Source organism: Flavobacterium circumlabens (assembly GCF_004345565.1).
Lineage (GTDB): Bacteria > Bacteroidota > Bacteroidia > Flavobacteriales > Flavobacteriaceae > Flavobacterium > Flavobacterium circumlabens.
The window spans coordinates 204,819-223,419 of record NZ_SLWA01000008.1 but is presented as its reverse complement, the minus strand read 5'-3'; the positions used below and the strand labels follow the sequence as shown (position 1 = coordinate 223,419).

At 36.9% G+C, this 18,601-nt stretch carries 16 protein-coding genes; 10 read left to right on the top strand and 6 right to left on the bottom strand.

What is annotated here, in order from left to right; genetic code table 11:
- Nucleotides 1-60 precede the first annotated feature (60 nt).
- From EV142_RS18585 to EV142_RS18570, 4 genes are all read right to left on the bottom strand, one after another.
- Nucleotides 61-2,331 carry a cation:proton antiporter gene (locus EV142_RS18585; RefSeq protein ID WP_132037342.1) on the bottom strand — a complete coding sequence of 757 codons (2,271 nt, stop codon included), beginning with the start codon at nt 2,329-2,331 and terminating at the stop codon, nt 61-63.
- 239 nt (nt 2,332-2,570) lie between these two features.
- Nucleotides 2,571-3,290, bottom strand: a complete 720-nt coding sequence (locus tag EV142_RS18580; protein ID WP_132037341.1) for a LytR/AlgR family response regulator transcription factor — start codon at nt 3,288-3,290, stop codon at nt 2,571-2,573.
- On the bottom strand, nt 3,253-4,014 hold the full coding sequence (locus tag EV142_RS18575) for a histidine kinase (RefSeq protein WP_132037340.1): 762 nt from the start codon (nt 4,012-4,014) through the stop codon (nt 3,253-3,255). Before EV142_RS18575 ends, EV142_RS18580 begins: the two co-directional genes overlap by 38 nt.
- A gap of 211 nt (nt 4,015-4,225) precedes the next feature.
- Nucleotides 4,226-4,555, bottom strand: coding sequence for a DMT family transporter (locus EV142_RS18570; protein WP_132037339.1), 330 nt, complete (start codon nt 4,553-4,555; stop codon nt 4,226-4,228).
- A gap of 182 nt (nt 4,556-4,737) precedes the next feature.
- On the opposite strand from EV142_RS18570, the gene EV142_RS18565 reads away from it, so the two are divergent.
- The 3 genes from EV142_RS18565 to rpoN all read left to right on the top strand — a co-directional run bounded on the left by EV142_RS18565 (nt 4,738) and on the right by rpoN (nt 10,410).
- On the top strand, nt 4,738-7,104 hold the full coding sequence (locus tag EV142_RS18565) for an efflux RND transporter permease subunit (protein WP_132037338.1): 2,367 nt from the start codon (nt 4,738-4,740) through the stop codon (nt 7,102-7,104).
- A gap of 315 nt (nt 7,105-7,419) precedes the next feature.
- Nucleotides 7,420-8,853, top strand: coding sequence for an asparagine--tRNA ligase (asnS, locus tag EV142_RS18560; RefSeq protein WP_132037337.1), 1,434 nt, complete (start codon nt 7,420-7,422; stop codon nt 8,851-8,853).
- Between the two features lie 96 nt (nt 8,854-8,949).
- Nucleotides 8,950-10,410 carry an RNA polymerase factor sigma-54 gene (rpoN, locus tag EV142_RS18555; protein ID WP_132037336.1) on the top strand — a complete coding sequence of 487 codons (1,461 nt, stop codon included), beginning with the start codon at nt 8,950-8,952 and terminating at the stop codon, nt 10,408-10,410.
- An 89-nt stretch (nt 10,411-10,499) separates the two neighbouring features.
- Here rpoN and EV142_RS18550 read toward each other — a convergent pair whose 3' ends face one another.
- Nucleotides 10,500-10,937, bottom strand: a complete 438-nt coding sequence (locus EV142_RS18550) for a hypothetical protein (protein ID WP_132037335.1) — start codon at nt 10,935-10,937, stop codon at nt 10,500-10,502.
- Between the two features lie 45 nt (nt 10,938-10,982).
- On the bottom strand, nt 10,983-11,573 hold the full coding sequence (locus EV142_RS18545) for a thymidine kinase (RefSeq protein WP_042565610.1): 591 nt from the start codon (nt 11,571-11,573) through the stop codon (nt 10,983-10,985).
- Between the two features lie 244 nt (nt 11,574-11,817).
- Between EV142_RS18545 and EV142_RS18540 the strand changes: the two genes are divergently transcribed.
- From EV142_RS18540 to EV142_RS18510, 7 genes are all read left to right on the top strand, one after another.
- Nucleotides 11,818-12,831, top strand: a complete 1,014-nt coding sequence (locus EV142_RS18540) for a hypothetical protein (RefSeq protein WP_132037334.1) — start codon at nt 11,818-11,820, stop codon at nt 12,829-12,831.
- A gap of 61 nt (nt 12,832-12,892) precedes the next feature.
- Nucleotides 12,893-13,642: a 16S rRNA (cytidine(1402)-2'-O)-methyltransferase gene (gene rsmI, locus EV142_RS18535; RefSeq protein ID WP_132037333.1), complete on the top strand. Its 750-nt coding sequence runs from the start codon at nt 12,893-12,895 to the stop codon at nt 13,640-13,642.
- Nucleotides 13,643-13,789: 147 nt separating this feature from the next.
- The gene (locus tag EV142_RS18530) at nt 13,790-14,134 is read left to right on the top strand and encodes a HopJ type III effector protein (protein ID WP_132037332.1); all 345 of its coding nucleotides are present in this window, start codon (nt 13,790-13,792) and stop codon (nt 14,132-14,134) included.
- Between the two features lie 27 nt (nt 14,135-14,161).
- Entirely contained in the window at nt 14,162-14,656 is a 495-nt protein-coding gene (locus EV142_RS18525; protein WP_132037331.1) for a hypothetical protein, read from the top strand.
- A gap of 16 nt (nt 14,657-14,672) precedes the next feature.
- A complete protein-coding gene (gene recJ / locus EV142_RS18520) occupies nt 14,673-16,376 on the top strand; it encodes a single-stranded-DNA-specific exonuclease RecJ (RefSeq protein WP_132037330.1) in 1,704 nt (567 codons plus the stop codon).
- The gene (locus EV142_RS18515) at nt 16,366-17,646 is read left to right on the top strand and encodes an MFS transporter (protein ID WP_132037329.1); all 1,281 of its coding nucleotides are present in this window, start codon (nt 16,366-16,368) and stop codon (nt 17,644-17,646) included. Before recJ ends, EV142_RS18515 begins: the two co-directional genes overlap by 11 nt.
- A gap of 14 nt (nt 17,647-17,660) precedes the next feature.
- Nucleotides 17,661-18,560, top strand: a complete 900-nt coding sequence (locus EV142_RS18510) for an alpha/beta hydrolase (RefSeq protein WP_238698754.1) — start codon at nt 17,661-17,663, stop codon at nt 18,558-18,560.
- Nucleotides 18,561-18,601 lie beyond the last annotated feature (41 nt).

Genomic DNA, 18,601 nt, shown 5'->3' with positions numbered 1-18,601 from the left:
CCCAAATCCCAATCGTAAAATTGGGATTTGGGATTTTAAATTATTGGAATTTCTTTCCGTTTATGGCTTCAAAATCAAAACCGATGGAGTGTTATTTAACCATGTACTTTGCGATTCTATCAGTTTTTTCCAGCTGTCTAAGCTAATGATCATCAGATTCTGATTTTCCAGAAATTCTTTCTTAATAGTCCTGTCGTGCATGATCATAATATGGTTGGGAGCAATCTGTTCTATCGAACGAATTGTTTCCTGAATATCACGTGTGTTTTTCACTTCACCGCTTGCGTCCAGAACCGTAATCTGAGAACCATTATTATTGATTAATTTTTTAGCGTATTCAATTAAAAAAGAATCTTCTTTACTGAAAATTGGCATAAAAACCTGATTTACTTCTTCTAAGTCTTTATCGATAAAAATTCCGACAGGCATTTTGCTTTTGGCAATAATATGACGTGTTCTTTCATCAAAAGGAGAATTTTCGAACAGACCTTCTTTTCCGGTAAACTTATCGATCAAACGATCCGGATTTACGATCCGGGTGGTGAAACCAAGAATTTTTCCTAATAAAGTCCCGTCAAAAATAGATTGTCCCAATCCCACTAACAATAAGTCATATTCGCCTTGGTTGGCCGTGTCGATAATATCGGTATCGATATCATTCGTCACTTTAAAAACACTTATCATGTTTTGTTCCAAACGTTCTGATTCCTGAATAACAGGGACTAACATTTTTCGCTCGTGATCTTTTACATCAAACGAATGTATCTCGGTACTTAATGATAAATGCATTGCGGTAACGATAGAATTATCACCTTGTTTTTTAACCAGACTGTTCGCGATTCTCAATAATTTTTTACCTCTTTCCGGGGTTGCAAACGAAAGTAAAATCTTGTATTTACTTTTATTTCCAATTTCCTGCGGAATGGCGGTTATCTTATCTTTAAAAATAAAACCGATAAAGTCTAAGGCCGGACCCGTCATAAAAGTCGTAAGCAGAGCCATAATGACCATCATGGTAAAAATCTCGGTAGAAAGAACGCCTAAATCGTAACCAATATTTAAAACCACCAGCTCCATTAAACCACGCGTATTCATTAAGGCTCCAATAGCCAAGCTGTCTTTCCAGCTTTGTCCGACAAATTTGGCAGCAAAAGCACTTCCTAAGAATTTTCCGGCTACGGCTACTGCGATAATTACCGCGGTAACTTTCCATAAATAAGGATCGTTCAGCAAACCAATTTGCGTACGTAAACCTGTGAATACGAAGAATAGCGGCAGTAAAACGATAATGGAAACGTCTTCTACTTTTTCAATAAAAATATTTCTGAATTTGTTATTTTCCGGCATAATGGCTCCTGCTAAGAAAGCTCCAAACAAAGCGTGAATTCCAATTAATTCAGCCGCATACGCAGAGAATAAAAGTGTCAGGAAGAAAATAGCCACCACAGGTTTATTCAGACTTTCGCGGGTTGAATTTAAGTCTCCGACACGTTTCAGGAACGGACGAACTATTTTCAGCATGACAATTACATACAAAATAGCCAAACCGATTACGTACAAAGCACTCGTAAACGAACCTGCTTTTACAATAGCAATTACAACTGCAAGAATACACCAGGCCGTAATATCATCGGCTGCGGCACAAGTTATGGCAATGGTTCCGAGTTTCGTTTTCTGCATGCCTCGCTCCTGCACAATTCTGGCCAATACCGGAAATGCCGTAATACTCATCGCAATTCCCATGAATAATCCAAAAGAGGCAAACTCCACTCCAACCGGAGCAAACGTATGATAAATAAAATAAGCCAATGACAACCCTAATGCAAACGGAATCACAATACTGGCGTGACTGATGACAACAGCGTCATGTGCTTTATTTTTAAGCACTTTCAAATCCAGTTCCATTCCGATTACAAACATAAAAAGAATCAGACCAATCTGACTTAAAAACTGTAAGTTCCCTAATGATTCTTTTGGAAATAAAGCGGCTGAAAATTCAGGAAAATACATACCGACCAAAGAGGGTCCTAAAACAATACCTGCAATCATTTCTCCAATTACAGATGGCTGCCCTATTTTTCTGAAAACCCATCCAAACAAACGCGCTACCAAAATAATAGTCACGATCTGCGCCAGTAAAATAGCCAGAGGATGCTGCAGATTTTCTACCATGGAATGTAAAAAATCATTCCAGTGATTGCTTTCTATTTTTTTCTGAACGATTCCGCGCCCTACTTCGAGCGAGGCACCTTTTGAAATTACCCAATATATCAGAGTTGTAAAACCACCAATAACCGTAATGTAAAATAAGGAGTTTTTAATATTATTCATAACTCTTTTTTTTGATTTTAATGGTGCAAATATCAACACTGAACAGGAAGTGAAAAAGGTTTTTTTTACTTAATTTCAAATGTATGTAACAAGTCTGAAAAACTTTGTAATAAGTTATACTATCTCGCATTAAAACGCTGTCATCATGAGCGAAGTCGAAGGCTTACATTACGTAAAAAGGGCTTCGACTCCGCTCAGCCTTATATTTGGTTTCACCTCAGACAGAAAAATAGTTTATATTAGATTTTTACCTTTTTCAAAAAGTCAGAACGGTAGGTTTCGCTCAAAATCAAGGTGCTGTTTTTGTCCTTTTTTTCTAAATGATGCAAAACAATTTCGTTGTGATTAAAAAACTTAATCGCTTTTACCGCCACAATTTCTTTCTTGTTTACACGGCAGAAATCAGCTTCCGGCAATTCGTTTAAAAGCGTATCGAATTTAACGTTTTTCAAATTCAGAAAACTTCCGTCAGTCAGAAGAACTGTTTTATCGCGACTGTCACTAATTGCGGTTTTGATATACTGAATCTGATTAAAATACAACAAAGTTTTTCCTTTGTCTGTATTGAGCTGAATGAACTTTTTAGCCGCATCCGGTTTGTGAAAACGTTCAAAAGCTTTTGAGATCGCTTTTTGCAGACGGTCGAGTTTTACCGGTTTTGTAATATAATCTACCGCATCAATATTAAAAGCATCCGCCGCATATTCTTTATACGCTGTACAGAAAATCACCAATTTATTATCGAGCATTTCGGCCAGATGCAAACCATCAATTCCGGGCATTTCGATATCTGATATCAGCAAATCAAAATCGAGATTTGGAATATCAGCAAGGAGTTTCTCCGGATTATTAAACGTTTTTACGATTTCTACTTCGGAAATTTGTTCGCAAAGCATTTTCAGGTACGTTAATCCCGGCAACTCATCGTCCAGCAGCAAGCATTTCAGTTTTGTATTCAAGTAAGTCAATTTTTAGATGGGCTATATAAATATCGTTTTCTACAAACCTTTCCAGTTTGAAGTTGTTTTTATAAATAATTCGCAAACGGTGTTCCAAAGTCGCATGGCCAAAACCGCTGCGTTCTTTTTTTAATACTTTTTTATCGGAGATTTTATTCGAAACAGTCATAAAAAAAGCATTATCCCTAAACTCAAAAACAACCGAGATAAAAGCATCAGCACTTTGCAAATCAGCATGTTTAAAGGCATTTTCAATTAAATCAATAGAAATTAGCGGTGCTAACAACGGCTGTTCATACAATTTATCTTCTTTATTGATATTGGTTTTGATCTTCAGCTCAAAAAGCGGGCTGATCTTGATTTTATTGATTTCGATTAAATTCAAAGCAAAATCAATTTCTTCTTTTGCCGTGACGAATTTCTTTTTGCTTTCGTATAAAATATAATCCAGCACATTCGCCAGTTTATCCAGAGCAAAATAGGTTTGATACGCGTGGGACTGAATTGAATTCAGGATGTTTTTAAACAAATGCGGATTCAGTTTTGACTCCAGCGTTTCCAGCTGCAAATCATTCACTTTCATTTCGAGTGCATAAAAACTTTTTTCGGCATCATCTTTTGCTTTTTTGAATTGCAGCAGTTGATACATCAAAAAGCAGATAATGCCAATCAGCAATAAAAGAATTGCGAGAAATATAAAAGTGATGGTGTTGTTTTCCTGCATTTTTATTTAACGTTTAAAAGATTTTTTGCCACGACCCGAGCGATAGCGAACAGGCGAAGCAATTTCACTAATTACACAAATTTAAAATCCTGCTGTCTGCTTAATCCGCACAATCTGCGGGAACTTTTTTGCCACAGATTAAAAAGATTTTCACAGATTAAAATTTAAAAAAAAAATCATTAAAATCTTTTTAATCTGTGGCATTTATTTTTTAATGACTGGAAACAAACTTCAACCCGATAATAGAAGCTATTAAAGTAGAAAGAAAAAAGATTCTCCAGAAAGTTGCCGGTTCCTTAAAAACCAGAATGCCTACCAAAACAGTTCCAACAGCGCCAATTCCTGTCCAGACGGCGTAAGCTGTACCAATAGGCAAAACCTGAGTCGCTTTGTACAATAAAATCATACTGATCGAAAGGCAGACAAAAAAACCTGCCATCCAATAAGTTGAGATCATTCCGGTGGTTTCTTTGGCTTTTCCTAAGCAGGATGCGAATCCAACTTCAAAAAGTCCGGCGATAATCAATAAAATCCAGTTCATTTTCGTTTCCTTTTTTAAATTTGAATACAAATATGAGAAAAGGCTGTGGAGAAACCATCAAAAGAACCCAATATTATTGCAAAAGCAATATCGCCATTTGTGTTAACAAAAAGTAAAAACGAGGTCGATTAATTATGATTTAGAGCGCTTTTCACTACATTTGCAACCATTTTAAAGATTTTATGAAAAACACAATTCAAGTTGGATTTTGGGAAAAAATAGCCCGACTCATACTTAAAAACAGAATAACAATTCTGATTATTCTTACTGCTTTAACAGTATTCCTTGCTTTCCAATGGAAAAATCTGGCTATGACTTATACCGAAGCCAATTTACTTCCTAAGGATCATATTGCAAATAAAGAGTATCAGAAGTTTTTAGATAAGTTTGGTGAAGAAGGAAATCTTGTTGTTATTGGTTTTAAAGATCCCAACTTTTTTACACCCAAAAATTACGCTGCCTGGAATGAATTAATGACAGGCTTAAAAAATTCGAAAGAAGTTGATTTGGTTGTTTCATTAAATGATTTAAAGAAATTAGAAAAGGATACGGTTAACGAAAAATTCGTTTTGTCGCCTTTTATCAATCAAAGTAAAACGCATGATCCTGCTTATTTAAAAAGCGTTCAGTACGACTTGTTTCACAATTTACCTTTTTACGAAGGATTGTTGTTTAACAAAGAAAGCGGTAGTGTGAGATCTGCGGTTTACATCAATAAAGCACTGGTAAACACCGCCGAAAGAAAAACTTTCATCCTTGAAAATCTAGTCCCGAAAATCGATAAATTCGAAAAAACTACGGGAGTTGATCTTCGTGTTTCAGGAATGCCATACATCCGAACCATCAATGCAGATAACATGAAAGGCGAGATTGGGCTTTTTATCGGAGCAGCCTTGTTTACCGTTTCTTTAATTTTCTTTTTCTTTTTCCGTTCCTTCAGGGCTACATTTATTTCCATCTGTATTTTAATAGTGGGTGTCATCTGGTCGTTTGGAACGCTAGGATTGTTTCATTATAAAATCACGGTTTTAACGGCTATTATTCCGCCATTGATTATCGTAATCGGAATTACAAACTGTATTTTCCTGATCAATAAATACCAGCAGGAAATCAAACTCCACAGCAATCAGGCAAAAGCTTTGCAACGGATTATTTCTAAAATTGGCGTTTCGACTTTAATGACGAATTTAACCACTGCGATTGGTTTTGCGACTTTTATGATCACAGGTAACGATTTACTTTTTGAATTTGGACTTGTGACTTCCATCAATGTAATTTCGGTTTATTTACTGACCCTTTTGATTGTGCCAATTGTGTACAGTTTTATGTCAATGCCGAATGAAAAACATTTGTATCATTTGACCAAAACATACATTTCAACTTTACTTGACTTTGTTGAAAATGTGGTAAAAAACAAACGAAAAGTCATTTATACCCTTTACGGATTGCTTTTGGTTTTTAGTGTTATCGGAGTTTCGCAAATGAAAGTTTCCGGTAGTCTGATTGGTGAAATGCCTAAAAGCGCTTCCTTTTTTAAAGATATTTTATTCTACGAAAAAGAATTCAACGGCGTAATGCCACTCGAAATAATGATTGACACCAAACACAAAAAAGGGGTTATGAAATTATCGACCATGCGCAAAATGGATGAATTGCAAAATACGATTGCAGCAATGCCGGAATTATCAAAACCGGTTTCGGTAGTGAATCTGGTTAAATATTCGAAACAGGCTTTTTATAACGGAAATCCGGAATATTACCAATTGCCGACTTCGCAGGAACAGACTTTTATTTTGTCGTATGCTAAAAATGCAACAAAAAACAGCAAAGATAATTTAATGAAAAGTTATGTGGATTCGACAGGACAATATGCCCGAATCACGACTTTCATGAGAGATATTGGTACGGATGAAATGGCGAAAGTGGAGAAAAAACTGCACGCCAAAATCGATGAGATTTTCCCAGGCGATCGTTATGAAGTGACCATTACCGGAAAAGCTTTGGTTTTCCAGAAAGGAACATCGTATCTGGTAGACAACTTAATTGAATCTTTGATTTTTGCTATTTTGGTAATTGCAGCTTTGATGTTGTATTTATTCCGTTCGTTTAAAATGGTTTTTGCTTCTGTTATTACGAATATTTTGCCGCTGTGTATTACATCCGGGTTAATGGGTTATTTCGGGATTCCGTTGAAACCATCGACGATTTTAGTATTTAGTATTGCGTTTGGAATTTCGGTTGATAACGCGATTCAGTTTATGGCAAAATACAAACATGATTTATTGCAGAACAACGGTAAAGTAAAAAAATCTGTTTTTAGTGCCTTAAGAGAAACCGGAATCAGTACTTTTTATACTTCGGTAGTTTTGATTTTAGGTTTTGCTACTTTCACGCTTTCGAGCTTTAGCGGAACAATTGCGCTTGGCGGATTAATTTCCTGCACACTTGCCTTTGCTATGTTTGCCAATTTATTGGTTTTACCTGCTTTAGTTCTGACTTTTGAGAAGAAAAAAGCGAAGAAGGAGGATTTGGAGAATTTGGAGGGTTAGTTTTTTTTGCCACGAATTGCACGAATTAGCACGAATTGATAAAACACTGCTTGTCATTTCGACGAAGGAGAAATCACACTAGTGCATCCACGATCGTTGCTCTCGGAATGTGATTTCTCCTTCGTCGAAATGACATAGTAGAGCTCTTATGAAAACCGGAGCCCTAGCCCCGATAGCAGCGGTATCCTTTTTCTGGCTCCTTTAGACAGAAAAAGATACAAGCGGATAGCGGGAAATAGCTTCTAATTTTAATTATTATCGTTTATATTTGCAGTATTACACAACAAATAATTTAATTTCAACCTTATATATAAAATGAAACACACAAAAGTTAAAGACTTATTAAACAGTACTACGACGCTTCAGGAAGTTAATGCAAAAGGATGGGTGAGAACTTTTAGAAATAATCAGTTCATCGCGCTAAACGACGGTTCTACCATTAATAATATACAATGTGTTGTTGATTTTGAAAATACACCGGAGGAAACCCTGAAAAGAGTTACAACCGGAGCTGCAGTTTCTGTAACCGGAACTTTGGTGGAGAGCAAAGGCGCTGGTCAGAAATATGAAATTCAGGTTAAAACTCTGGAAATTCTTGGAGATTCAGATGCGGAGAAATTCCCAATGCAGCCTAAAAAACATTCCCTTGAATTTTTACGTGAAAATGCGCATTTACGTGTACGTACGAATGCTTTTGGCGCTATTATGCGTGTGCGTTCGGTATTGTCATTTGCGGTGCACAAATATTTCCAGGAAAAAGGTTTTGTGTATGTAAATACGCCAATCATTACCGGTTCTGATGCGGAAGGTGCAGGAGAAATGTTTAAAGTGACCGCTTTGCCATTTGACAACACTCCAAGAACAGAAGACGGAAAAGTAAATTATAAAGAAGATTTCTTCGGGAAAGAAACAAACTTAACGGTTTCAGGGCAATTAGAAGGGGAAACTTTCGCTATGGCTTTGGGACAGATTTATACGTTTGGACCAACTTTCAGAGCTGAAAACTCCAACACTTCCCGTCACCTGGCAGAGTTCTGGATGATCGAGCCTGAAGTGGCGTTCAATGATCTGGATGACAACATGGATTTGGCTGAAGATTTTATTCAGTACGTAATCAAATATGCTTTGGACAATTGCGGTGATGATTTGAAATTTCTGGAAGGAAGACTTTTAGAAGAAGAAAAATCAAAACCACAGGCTGACAGAAGCGAAATGCCATTGCTGGAAAAACTGAATTTCGTTTTGGAGAATAACTTCAAACGTGTTTCTTATACGGAAGCCATTGACATTCTGAGAGATTCCACTCCGAACAAAAAGAAAAAATTCAACTATATCATTAACGAATGGGGCGCTGATTTACAGTCAGAGCACGAGCGTTATTTAGTAGAAAAACACTTTAAATGTCCGGTAATTTTATTTGATTACCCGGCCAACATCAAAGCATTTTACATGCGTCTGAATGAAGACGGAAAAACAGTTCGCGCCATGGACATCCTTTTCCCGGGAATTGGAGAAATCGTAGGTGGTTCTGAAAGAGAAGAGCGTTACGATGTTTTAATTGAAAAAATGAAAGCCCTGGAAATCGACGAAGAAGAATTATCCTGGTATTTAGACACCAGAAGATTCGGATCGGCAACGCACGCAGGTTTCGGCCTTGGATTTGAGCGTCTGGTATTGTTTGTAACAGGAATGACAAACATCAGAGACGTAATTCCTTTCCCGAGAACTCCGGGGAATGCAGAGTTTTAAAAAAAAGTTATAAAATTTGTTTCAGGTTTCAAGTTTCAGGTTGTTGTACGTTCAGCAAACCTGAAACCTGAAACTTGAAACTTTTAACAAATATCAATGCTAAAGCAATTTTTAAATTTAAAATTATCCCAAAAATTATCTCCACAGCAAATTCAGCTGATGAAGTTAATTCAATTGCCTACGCAAGCTTTTGAACAACGTTTATTAGAAGAAATGAACGAAAATCCGGCTTTAGAAGCCGGAAAAGAAGACGAATACGAAGCAGACGAATTTGCGAATGAAGAATACGACGATTATGACGATGCAGAATCGGACAGAATTGAAGCAGACGACATTAACATAGACGAATACTTAAGCGACGACGATACCCCGGATTACAAAACGCAGGTTAACAATTACGGAGACGAAGAAGAACGCGAAACTCCTTTTGCTTCTCCGATTAGTTTTCATCAGGATTTAATCAATCAGCTGAATACTTTTATTCTGAATGATGAAGAGCGCGAAATCGCTGAATTCCTCGTAGGAAGTATTGATGACATGGGATACATCCGCAGAAGTGTTGCCGACATTGTAGACGACATGGCTTTTACACAGGGTATTTATACCGATGATGTGATGGTTGAAAAAATGCTGCATGTAATTCACGAACTGGAACCTTCGGGAGTCGGGGCACGTGATTTACAGGAATGTTTATTATTGCAGTTAAAGCACAAAACACCAACCGAATATGTTGATTTGGCCATTGATATTATCGAAAATCAGTTTGATGCTTTTACCAAGAAACATTACGATAAACTATTGCAGAAATACAGTGTTTCTAACGAACAGCTTAAAAAAGCGATTCACGAAATTGAAAGACTAAACCCAAAACCGGGAGGATCTTACACCGGAAACAATAAAGTGACAGAAAACGTAGTTCCGGATTTTGCGATCCGAATTACAGACGGCGAGCTGGAACTGACCTTAAACGGAAGAAATGCCCCTTCCCTGCACGTTTCCAAGGATTATCAGGAAATGATGCAGACGTATAAAGATTCCCGTGATAAATCGAGTGCTCAAAAAGATGCCGTTCAGTTTATCAAACAAAAGCTGGATTCTGCCAAATGGTTTATAGACGCGATAAGACAGCGTCAGGAGACGCTTTTTGTGACCATGAATGCCATTATGCATTATCAGGAGGAATACTTCCTGGATGGCGACGAAACGAAGCTAAAACCAATGATCTTAAAAGACATTGCAGATATGGTTGGATTGGACATTTCAACGATTTCCCGTGTGGCCAACAGCAAATATGTAGAAACACCTTACGGAACAAAACTGATTAAGGAATTCTTCTCTGAGGCCATGAAAAATGATCAGGGTGAAGATGTTTCAACTTTAGAGATCAAAAAAATACTTCAGAATACGATTGAAGAAGAAGACAAAAAGAAACCTCTTCCGGACGATCAACTGGCTGATATACTAAAAGAAAAAGGCTATCCGATTGCGAGAAGAACAATCGCCAAATATCGCGAACAGCTTGATATTCCGGTGGCAAGGATGCGAAAGAAAATTTAACTTTTCTTTTAACTTTTTAAAATATTAAACCCGACCGATTTTTAAAAACCGGTCGGGTTTAATATTTTTACGAGTATAAAACGTTCCAATTATTTATATTGATCCGGTGCTATGGTAATTTTAAACAAAAAGACTTTGTTTTGGTCACTGTAACTGTAAAACAATGCAAAATCATTATCCCTGAAAGCCTGAAGACCCGGATTTGCTTTCGCAGTACTGACCAGACTTTTTTCAATTTCTTTTTGTATCAGACTTATATCTGCAGTTTTCTTTTCTACATGCAGCAGGGTTAAGTTATACTGAGCAGCTTTGTTATCGGGTAAACTTACACTGTCCAGACGAATCCCTTCCTGGATTATTAAGGGGCAATTTTTATTATACTTCGCTACCAATTCCGTTATTTCACTATCTAATGCGTTGGTACCCTGATAGAAATAAAACTGACTTAAAACCACTAAAATCAATGCAATTGCAATTGCAATCAATAAACGTATATTCTGTTTTCTTTTATTTTCTTTTTCCTGCATGGTTAATTTTGGCTTAAATATTCTTTAGAAAATCAAAAGAGAAATCTATTTTTCCTGATTTTTTTTCATGGCATTATAATACGCTGCACGGCTAAGCGGTTCATATTCTTCCGTTTCACCAAGCATAACCAATTTATCATTATCGGTTTTCCTAAAACTGTAGTTCGCTAAATTTCCGGTTCTGGTACAAACCGCATGAACTTTGGTCACATACTCAGCAGTTGCCATAAGTGCCGGCATCGGGCCAAAGGGATTTCCTTTAAAATCCATATCCAGTCCGGCTACAATTACACGAATTCCCTGATTGGCCAAATCATTACAAACAGTAACAATTTCATCATCAAAAAACTGTGCTTCATCAATACCGATTACATCACAGCCTTGTGCCAGAATAGCAATATTGGCAGCGGCAGGTACCGGAGTGGAACGAATTTCGTTGGCATCGTGAGATACCACCATTTCATCATGATAGCGGGTATCAATAGCGGGTTTAAAAATTTCGACTTTTTGTTTGGCAAATTGAGCGCGTTTTAATCTGCGGATTAACTCCTCGGTTTTACCCGAAAACATTGATCCACAAATAACTTCAATCCAACCAAACTGTTCTTTGTGATTTACTGTATTTTCGAGAAACATTTTGTATTTTTCTGCCTTTTAAAATGAATAGTTTTTATTACTTTGTACTGGTAATAAATTAATGTAAAAATTTGATGTTTTACATTTTTTCAAAAGTAGAAAATTTTTATCGAAATTGAAGATTCGCAAAGCCTTATTAACAGAAATAAAAATAATACCACGCGAAATTCCATCAGGAATTAAAGACATTCAAAAAAATTACAAAATATCTTAAAATACCGTATTCACTATAATTTCAACAGTTATGAAAAAAAAATTGGAAGCCGATTTAATCAGCATTGCACATCGAATTTTAAAACTAAAAAATAAATCCGATATCAATCAATTGTATCTTGAAACACAGAAATTATATGAAAAACTGGCGGTTTTGAAATTTGTAGATGAAAATTTTGATACGTTAAAACCAACAATCGGACGCAGCGAAATCGAATCTACAATCGAAACTGTTTTTGAAAAAGAAGAAATAAATATTCCGGATACGAGTAAAGCTGAAGAAGAAACTCCCCCTCCTGTTGAAGAAATTGTAACTGAAACAACACCTGAACCTGAAGTTACGGAAGAAATAAAAGAAGAAATTGTTGCTGAAATTCCCGAAGAAATACTTCCGGAACCAGTAGCGGAAACTGTTGAAGAACCTGTCGCCGCAGCGGAACCTGTTGAAGCAGTTGAAGAAACAGTAATTGAAAATGAAAAAGAACCTGAAACCACTGAAGAATTCTCTTTTAGAACGGTTAATGATTTAAAACCAATTCCTGACTTCAAACCCTCGTTTGAATTAGAAACAGAAGAAAAAATAGAAGACGAACAACCGAAAATTGAAGTTCCTGCCAGGTCAGATGCGGTTCATATTTCGTTTGAAGATATATTGGGCGTTAATTATGCTGATGCCCAATTTGTAAAAGTGGACAGTTTCGAAAATATAGCCTCCGCTCCAACTCCAACCATAAACGAATTGAAAGAAGAGGAAGTAAAAACTGCCATTCTGGAATCGGCAAAACCGAAAGCCGTTCCGTTAAACGAGAAATTAGGAAAAGGTTTTCATATTGATCTGAATGATCGAATTGCATTCACCAAAAATCTTTTCGCAGGCAGTACCGAAGATTACAGTCGTGTTTTAAATCAATTACTGACTTTTGATTCTTACGGTGAAGCTGTTAATTTTATCGAAAACATGGTAAAACCGGATTACAACAATTGGGAAGGAAAAGACGATTACGCACAACGTTTTCTGGAAATTGTAGAAAAGAAATTCTCCTAAAAAGTAAAAACAGCTGCAATCTCTGTGAATTTTTGAAATTCGTGTTATAATATAAAAAACTATGTCGAAATTATATATCGTTCCAACACCAATAGGCAACCTTGAAGACATGACTTTTCGTGCCATTCGCATTCTGAAAGAAGTCGACTTGATCTTAGCCGAAGATACCCGAACGAGTGGAAAGCTTTTAAAGCATTTTGAAATTGGCACCCACATGTACAGCCATCACATGCACAATGAGCACAAGACGACCGAGAATCTGATTGCCCGTTTAAAAGCCGGTGAAACCATCGCACTAATTTCTGATGCCGGAACACCTGCCATTTCAGATCCGGGCTTTTTACTGACGCGTGCCTGCGTCGAAAATAAGATAGAAGTAGAATGTTTACCCGGCGCAACCGCATTTGTTCCCGCTTTGGTCAACAGCGGACTACCCAATGACCGCTTTATTTTTGAAGGTTTCCTTCCGGAAAAAAAAGGGCGTCAAACCCGATTTTTAGCCCTTGCCGAAGAAACCAGAACGATGATCCTGTATGTTTCCCCGCACAAGTTGCTAAAAACTTTAGTGGAATTTGTGACCTATTTCGGCGAAGACAGACAGATTTGTGTTTGCAGGGAATTATCAAAATTACACGAAGAAAATGTCCGCGGAACCGCCAAAGAAGTTTTAACGCACTTTGAAAAAACAGCCCCACGCGGTGAAATTGTCGTAGTGGTTGCCGGAAAAACCATAACAAAAGAACCTAAGAAAAGCAAGTTTTCTAAGGATGAAAAAGAAGAAGAAGAAGAAGAAGAAGAAGAAGAAGATTAAAATTATTCAAGCCACTCCCGATAGCTATCGGGATAAAAAGAATTCTTGCAGATTAATAAAATAGTCTGCCACTAATTACACAAATTCCCACTAATTAAATTCGCGATAATTTGTGTAATTCGTGGCAAAAAAACAAAGCCAATACTTATGAATATACAAGCCTTTTTAGAAAAAGTAAAGCAGACTCCAAATGACGTAGCTTTCGCCGAAACAATTGCAACTGTAGAAGAAAATTACAACTTCACTCCAACCGCTTTTCAGAACGGAACACAACACAATGCAGCAGGAGAAAACTCCGGTTCCTGCAAATTATTTTCTTTCGCCAAATTGCAAAACTTAACCAAAGACGAAACTTTGGCTTGTTTTGGTGCTATTTATTTTGATGAAGTTTTGGGAGATCCAAACGGAACCAATCATCAAAACATTCGAAATTTCATCAACACAGGCTGGGACGGAATTCAGTTTGAAGGAAACGCTTTGGAATTGAAATAAATATATTTTTAATTTGATTAAGGAGAGATGGAGGAAAGATTAAAAGAAATCCCGGTGATACTATTTCTAATTATAGTTGTAATTCCTTTATCTATATTATTTCTTCCTCTAATTTTTATTTATTTAATCTTTGATTTTTTTCAAAGAAAACGATTCAAAAAAAGATATAGTAATTATTTAATATCTATTGAAGGAAAAAAATTCTTTTGCTATACGAATCGAAAAAACAATCATCATTATATTCAAAAGAATATTATTCCAAATCTTACAAATGATATTAAACCTGTTTTTCTTGAAGGTAAACGTATTAAAGATGAAGAGAATCGAGAATTTATTTTACATATGCTATTAAACGTTTCTGATCGAAAAGGATTCCCACATCTAATCAAAATTAACGATGGAAAAGCGTTAGACAGATCAATGAACCATGAATTTCACCACTTCAAAAGTCAAAATAAAAATCCTGAAGATTTACTAATTTTAATAAACAGCAGTTTTGATAATCTAAAATCATCACTCTAAAATCTACAATAAAAAAATGCGTTGGACATTAAAACCAAAACCTTCCGAAGATAAAGTCAAACATTTGGCTCAGGCCTTAAATGTAGAAGATTTTGTAGCAACGCTTTTGATTCAGCGTGGCATTGAAACTTTTGAGGATGCGAAGAATTTCTTTCGCCCTTCATTAGAACATCTGCATGATCCGTTCTTAATGAAAGATATGGATAAAGCAGTTGCCCGAATTGAATCGGCAATCGAAAATCAGGAAAACATATTGGTTTTCGGTGATTACGATGTCGACGGAACAACAGCTGTTTCGCTGGTTTCTTCTTATTTAAAATCACATTATCCGAATATTGCGACTTATATTCCGGATCGTTATGAAGAAGGTTACGGAATTTCTTTTAAAGGAATTGACTTCGCTGACGATAACGGTTTTTCGTTAATTATTGCACTCGATTGTGGTATAAAATCAATTGACCACATCGCTTACGCGAAAGAAAAAAACATCGACTTTATCATTTGCGATCACCACAGACCCGGAGAATTTCTTCCCGATGCTGTTGCGATTTTAGATCCGAAAAGAGAAGACTGCTCGTATCCGTATGACGAGTTATGCGGTTGCGGAGTTGGTTTTAAACTGATTCAGGCTTTAGGAAAAAACAGAAATGAAACTACAGCAGATTTAGTTCCGTATCTTGATTTGGTCGCTACGGCAATTGCGGCAGATATTGTTCCGATTACAGGGGAAAACAGGGTTTTGGCGTATTTTGGATTAAAGGTCATCAACAGTGATCCTAGACCGGGAATTAAAGCTTTGGTACACCAGATAAAAAAGAAAGTTTTAGATATTAGCGATGTTGTTTTTATTATTTCACCTAGAATAAATGCAGCCGGAAGAATCAAACACGGGAATCATGCGGTTGAATTACTGACCGAATTTGATTTTGAGCAGGCACAGCAATTTGCATCAGAAATTGAGCAATACAATGCGGATCGTAAAGATTTAGACAAAAAAATCACTAAAGAAGCTTTTCAGCAAATTATAGCAAACAACGAAGAAGAACGATTTTCTACCGTTGTTTTTCAGGAAGACTGGCACAAAGGCGTGATCGGAATTGTAGCTTCAAGGTTAATCGAAACGTATTATCGCCCAACCTTGGTGTTTACCAAAAGCGGTGACAAATATGCCGCTTCTGCACGATCTGTAAAAGGCTTTGACGTTTACAATGCACTTGATGCCTGCGCCCATCATCTCGAGCAATTTGGAGGCCATATGTATGCAGCGGGAATGACCTTAAAAGCAGAAAACTATAACATCTTTAAAGATGCCTTTGAAAAACAGGTTTCAGCAACCATCTTACCGGAAATGCGAACTCCGGAAATTGAGATTGATGCCGAAATAGACTTCACGGACATTACGCCAAAACTGATCCGGATTTTAAAGCAATTCGAGCCTTTTGGCCCGCTGAATATGACGCCCGTTTTTATGACATCAGAGGTAACAGACACCGGTTACGCCAAAACTCTGGGAGCAGACGAAGAACATCTGAGACTGTTCGTCAAACAACCCGGAAGCACAGACGGAATTGCCGCCATTGGTTTTGGACTCGGAAAAAAAATAGAACTTACAAAAAATCAAAAACCCTTTCAGCTCGCCTACTGTATTGCTGAAAATGAGTGGAACAATACCGTTTCTACTCAGCTTATGCTAAAAGACATCAGAACAAATGACAGATAAACTAAAAAAAGCCGATCCGTATCAGGCGCTTCGTTACAGAGAATTTAATGTGTTTTTGTTATTGCGTTTTGCCATGGTTTTTGCCTGGTCGATGCAGTTTATTGTAATTGAATGGGAAGTGTACAGTTTAACCAAAAACCCGCTTTCTTTGGGAATTATTGGTTTGATGGAAGTTATTCCTGCCGTTTCGATGGCTTTGTTTGCGGGACACATTGTCGATCAGCGAGAGAAAAAAGGCTTACTGGTAAAATGTATTTTAGGATTTTCAGTAATTAGTTTTGGGTTATTTTTATTGACATGGCCCAAAATTGTTGGCGAATGGTCACCCACTGTTATTTTGTATTCTATTTACGCTTTGGTCTTTTTAGGCGGCTTGGTTCGCGCATTTCTTGGGCCAACTATCTTCTCGCTTTTATCCTTAATTGTTCCGAAGAAAGTATATCCGAATGCTGCTACCTGGAGCAGTTCGGTGTGGCAGATTGGTTCGGTTTTAGGACCTGCCGTAGCCGGTTTTTCAATTAACTGGATGGGGGTTCACTGGTCCATGTGTCTCGTGGTCGGGTTTTCTGTTTTTTCATTAATGGCTTTATCACAAATCGAGAAAAAACCAATTATGAATCCAAAAATTGGGGAGCCGGTTATGGAAAGTTTAAAAGAAGGAATCAAATTTGTATTCAACAATAAAACCATCTTAGGCGTACTTTCCCTTGATATGGTTGCGGTTCTTTTTGGAGGAGCGGTAGCTTTATTACCCGTATTTGCACAGGATATTTTAAAAGTCGGACCGGAAGGTTTTGGCGTATTACGAGCTGCTCCTGCCATTGGTGCTTTTATCACGATGCTAATTTCTGCTTACGTTCCGTTATACAAAAAAGCCGGAATGAAACTTTTAGTTGCCATTTTTGTTTTTGGATTGTGCATCATCTTATTTGGCGTTTCCACCCTTTTCTGGCTCTCTGTTGTTGCTTTATTTCTGAGTGGCGTTGCCGACGGAATTTCAGTTGTAATCCGCCAGACCATTTTACAGCTTAAAACGCCCGATCACATGCGCGGAAGAGTTGCGGCTGTAAATTCTATGTTTGTTGGTTCATCAAACGAATTAGGGGCTTTTGAAAGCGGTTTAACAGCCAAACTGATGGGAACTGTAACTTCTGTTGTTTTCGGAGGAAGTATGACCCTTTTAACGGTTCTTGGATTTGGAATAAAATCTCCCACTTTCAGAAACTTAGACCTTCGAAAAGATATGGAAGAACATCAAAACATGGAATAACGAAACATATCTTGTTGGCTTTCTGTTTTGTAATTTCCTGTTTTGTAAACGGGCAAAAGCTTTACATCAAAACATACGGTGATAAAACAAAGAAAGCCCTGATTTTTATTCATGGAGGTCCAAGTGGAAATGCAACTTTATTTGAAGCTACAACGGCTCAAAAACTGGCTAACTTAGGTTTTTATGTAATTGCTTATGACCGAAGAGGCGAAGGAAGATCTGCTGATCCTGATGCAAAATTTACTTACGAAGAAGCTTTTCAGGATTTAAATACTATTTACAAAAAATATAATTTAAAAAAAGCGGTGCTTCTTTCCCATAGTTTTGGCGGTTTGGTCGCGACTCTTTACACTGAAAAATATCCTCAGAATGTTAGTGCACTGGTATTGGCTGGTGCTCTGTTTTCGCAGCAGGAAACTTACGATCATATTTTAAATTCTCTAAAAATAAGTCACAAAGGTGATTCTAAAACTCTTAATAAAATAGCTTACGTAGAAAAACTGGATAAAAATTCCGCAGGGTACCGAAAGCATTGTTTTGACCTGGCGGGTGATAATGATTATTTCAAAATACCAAATCCTACCAAAGCTTCTAAAAAACTATATGCCGATTACGAAGAGGGTATTTTTAACAAAACCAATATCCGAAATAAGAACGCTCCGTTGCTTTTTTATCAAAACGAAAAGCGCAGGAACATAGACACCCGATTATCTTTAAAAAAGATAAAAGCCGAAGGAATTCCCATTTACGCCATCTACGGAAAAGAAGATGGTATTTTTTCCAGCTCCCAAATCAGTTCGATTAAAAATTTGGCGGGTAAAAATCACTTTGCTCTTTTAGATAATTGTTCGCATTATTTATTTGCAGATCAGCAGAAACAATTTCTATCTTATATAAAAAAATGGCTTCAATAAATTATACTTCAGTAAATTGTTAAATAAAATTTGTCTTATTT

Coding starts and splice junctions, on each gene's coding strand:
- EV142_RS18585 (WP_132037342.1), bottom strand. CDS start 2,331: ATGAATAATATTAAAAACTCCTTATTTTACATTACGGTTATTGGTGGT.
- EV142_RS18575 (WP_132037340.1), bottom strand. CDS start 4,014: ATGCAGGAAAACAACACCATCACTTTTATATTTCTCGCAATTCTTTTA.
- EV142_RS18570 (WP_132037339.1), bottom strand. CDS start 4,555: ATGAACTGGATTTTATTGATTATCGCCGGACTTTTTGAAGTTGGATTC.
- EV142_RS18565 (WP_132037338.1), top strand. CDS start 4,738: ATGAAAAACACAATTCAAGTTGGATTTTGGGAAAAAATAGCCCGACTC.
- asnS (WP_132037337.1), top strand. CDS start 7,420: ATGAAACACACAAAAGTTAAAGACTTATTAAACAGTACTACGACGCTT.
- rpoN (WP_132037336.1), top strand. CDS start 8,950: ATGCTAAAGCAATTTTTAAATTTAAAATTATCCCAAAAATTATCTCCA.
- EV142_RS18550 (WP_132037335.1), bottom strand. CDS start 10,937: ATGCAGGAAAAAGAAAATAAAAGAAAACAGAATATACGTTTATTGATT.
- EV142_RS18545 (WP_042565610.1), bottom strand. CDS start 11,573: ATGTTTCTCGAAAATACAGTAAATCACAAAGAACAGTTTGGTTGGATT.
- EV142_RS18540 (WP_132037334.1), top strand. CDS start 11,818: ATGAAAAAAAAATTGGAAGCCGATTTAATCAGCATTGCACATCGAATT.
- rsmI (WP_132037333.1), top strand. CDS start 12,893: ATGTCGAAATTATATATCGTTCCAACACCAATAGGCAACCTTGAAGAC.
- EV142_RS18530 (WP_132037332.1), top strand. CDS start 13,790: ATGAATATACAAGCCTTTTTAGAAAAAGTAAAGCAGACTCCAAATGAC.
- EV142_RS18525 (WP_132037331.1), top strand. CDS start 14,162: ATGGAGGAAAGATTAAAAGAAATCCCGGTGATACTATTTCTAATTATA.
- recJ (WP_132037330.1), top strand. CDS start 14,673: ATGCGTTGGACATTAAAACCAAAACCTTCCGAAGATAAAGTCAAACAT.
- EV142_RS18515 (WP_132037329.1), top strand. CDS start 16,366: ATGACAGATAAACTAAAAAAAGCCGATCCGTATCAGGCGCTTCGTTAC.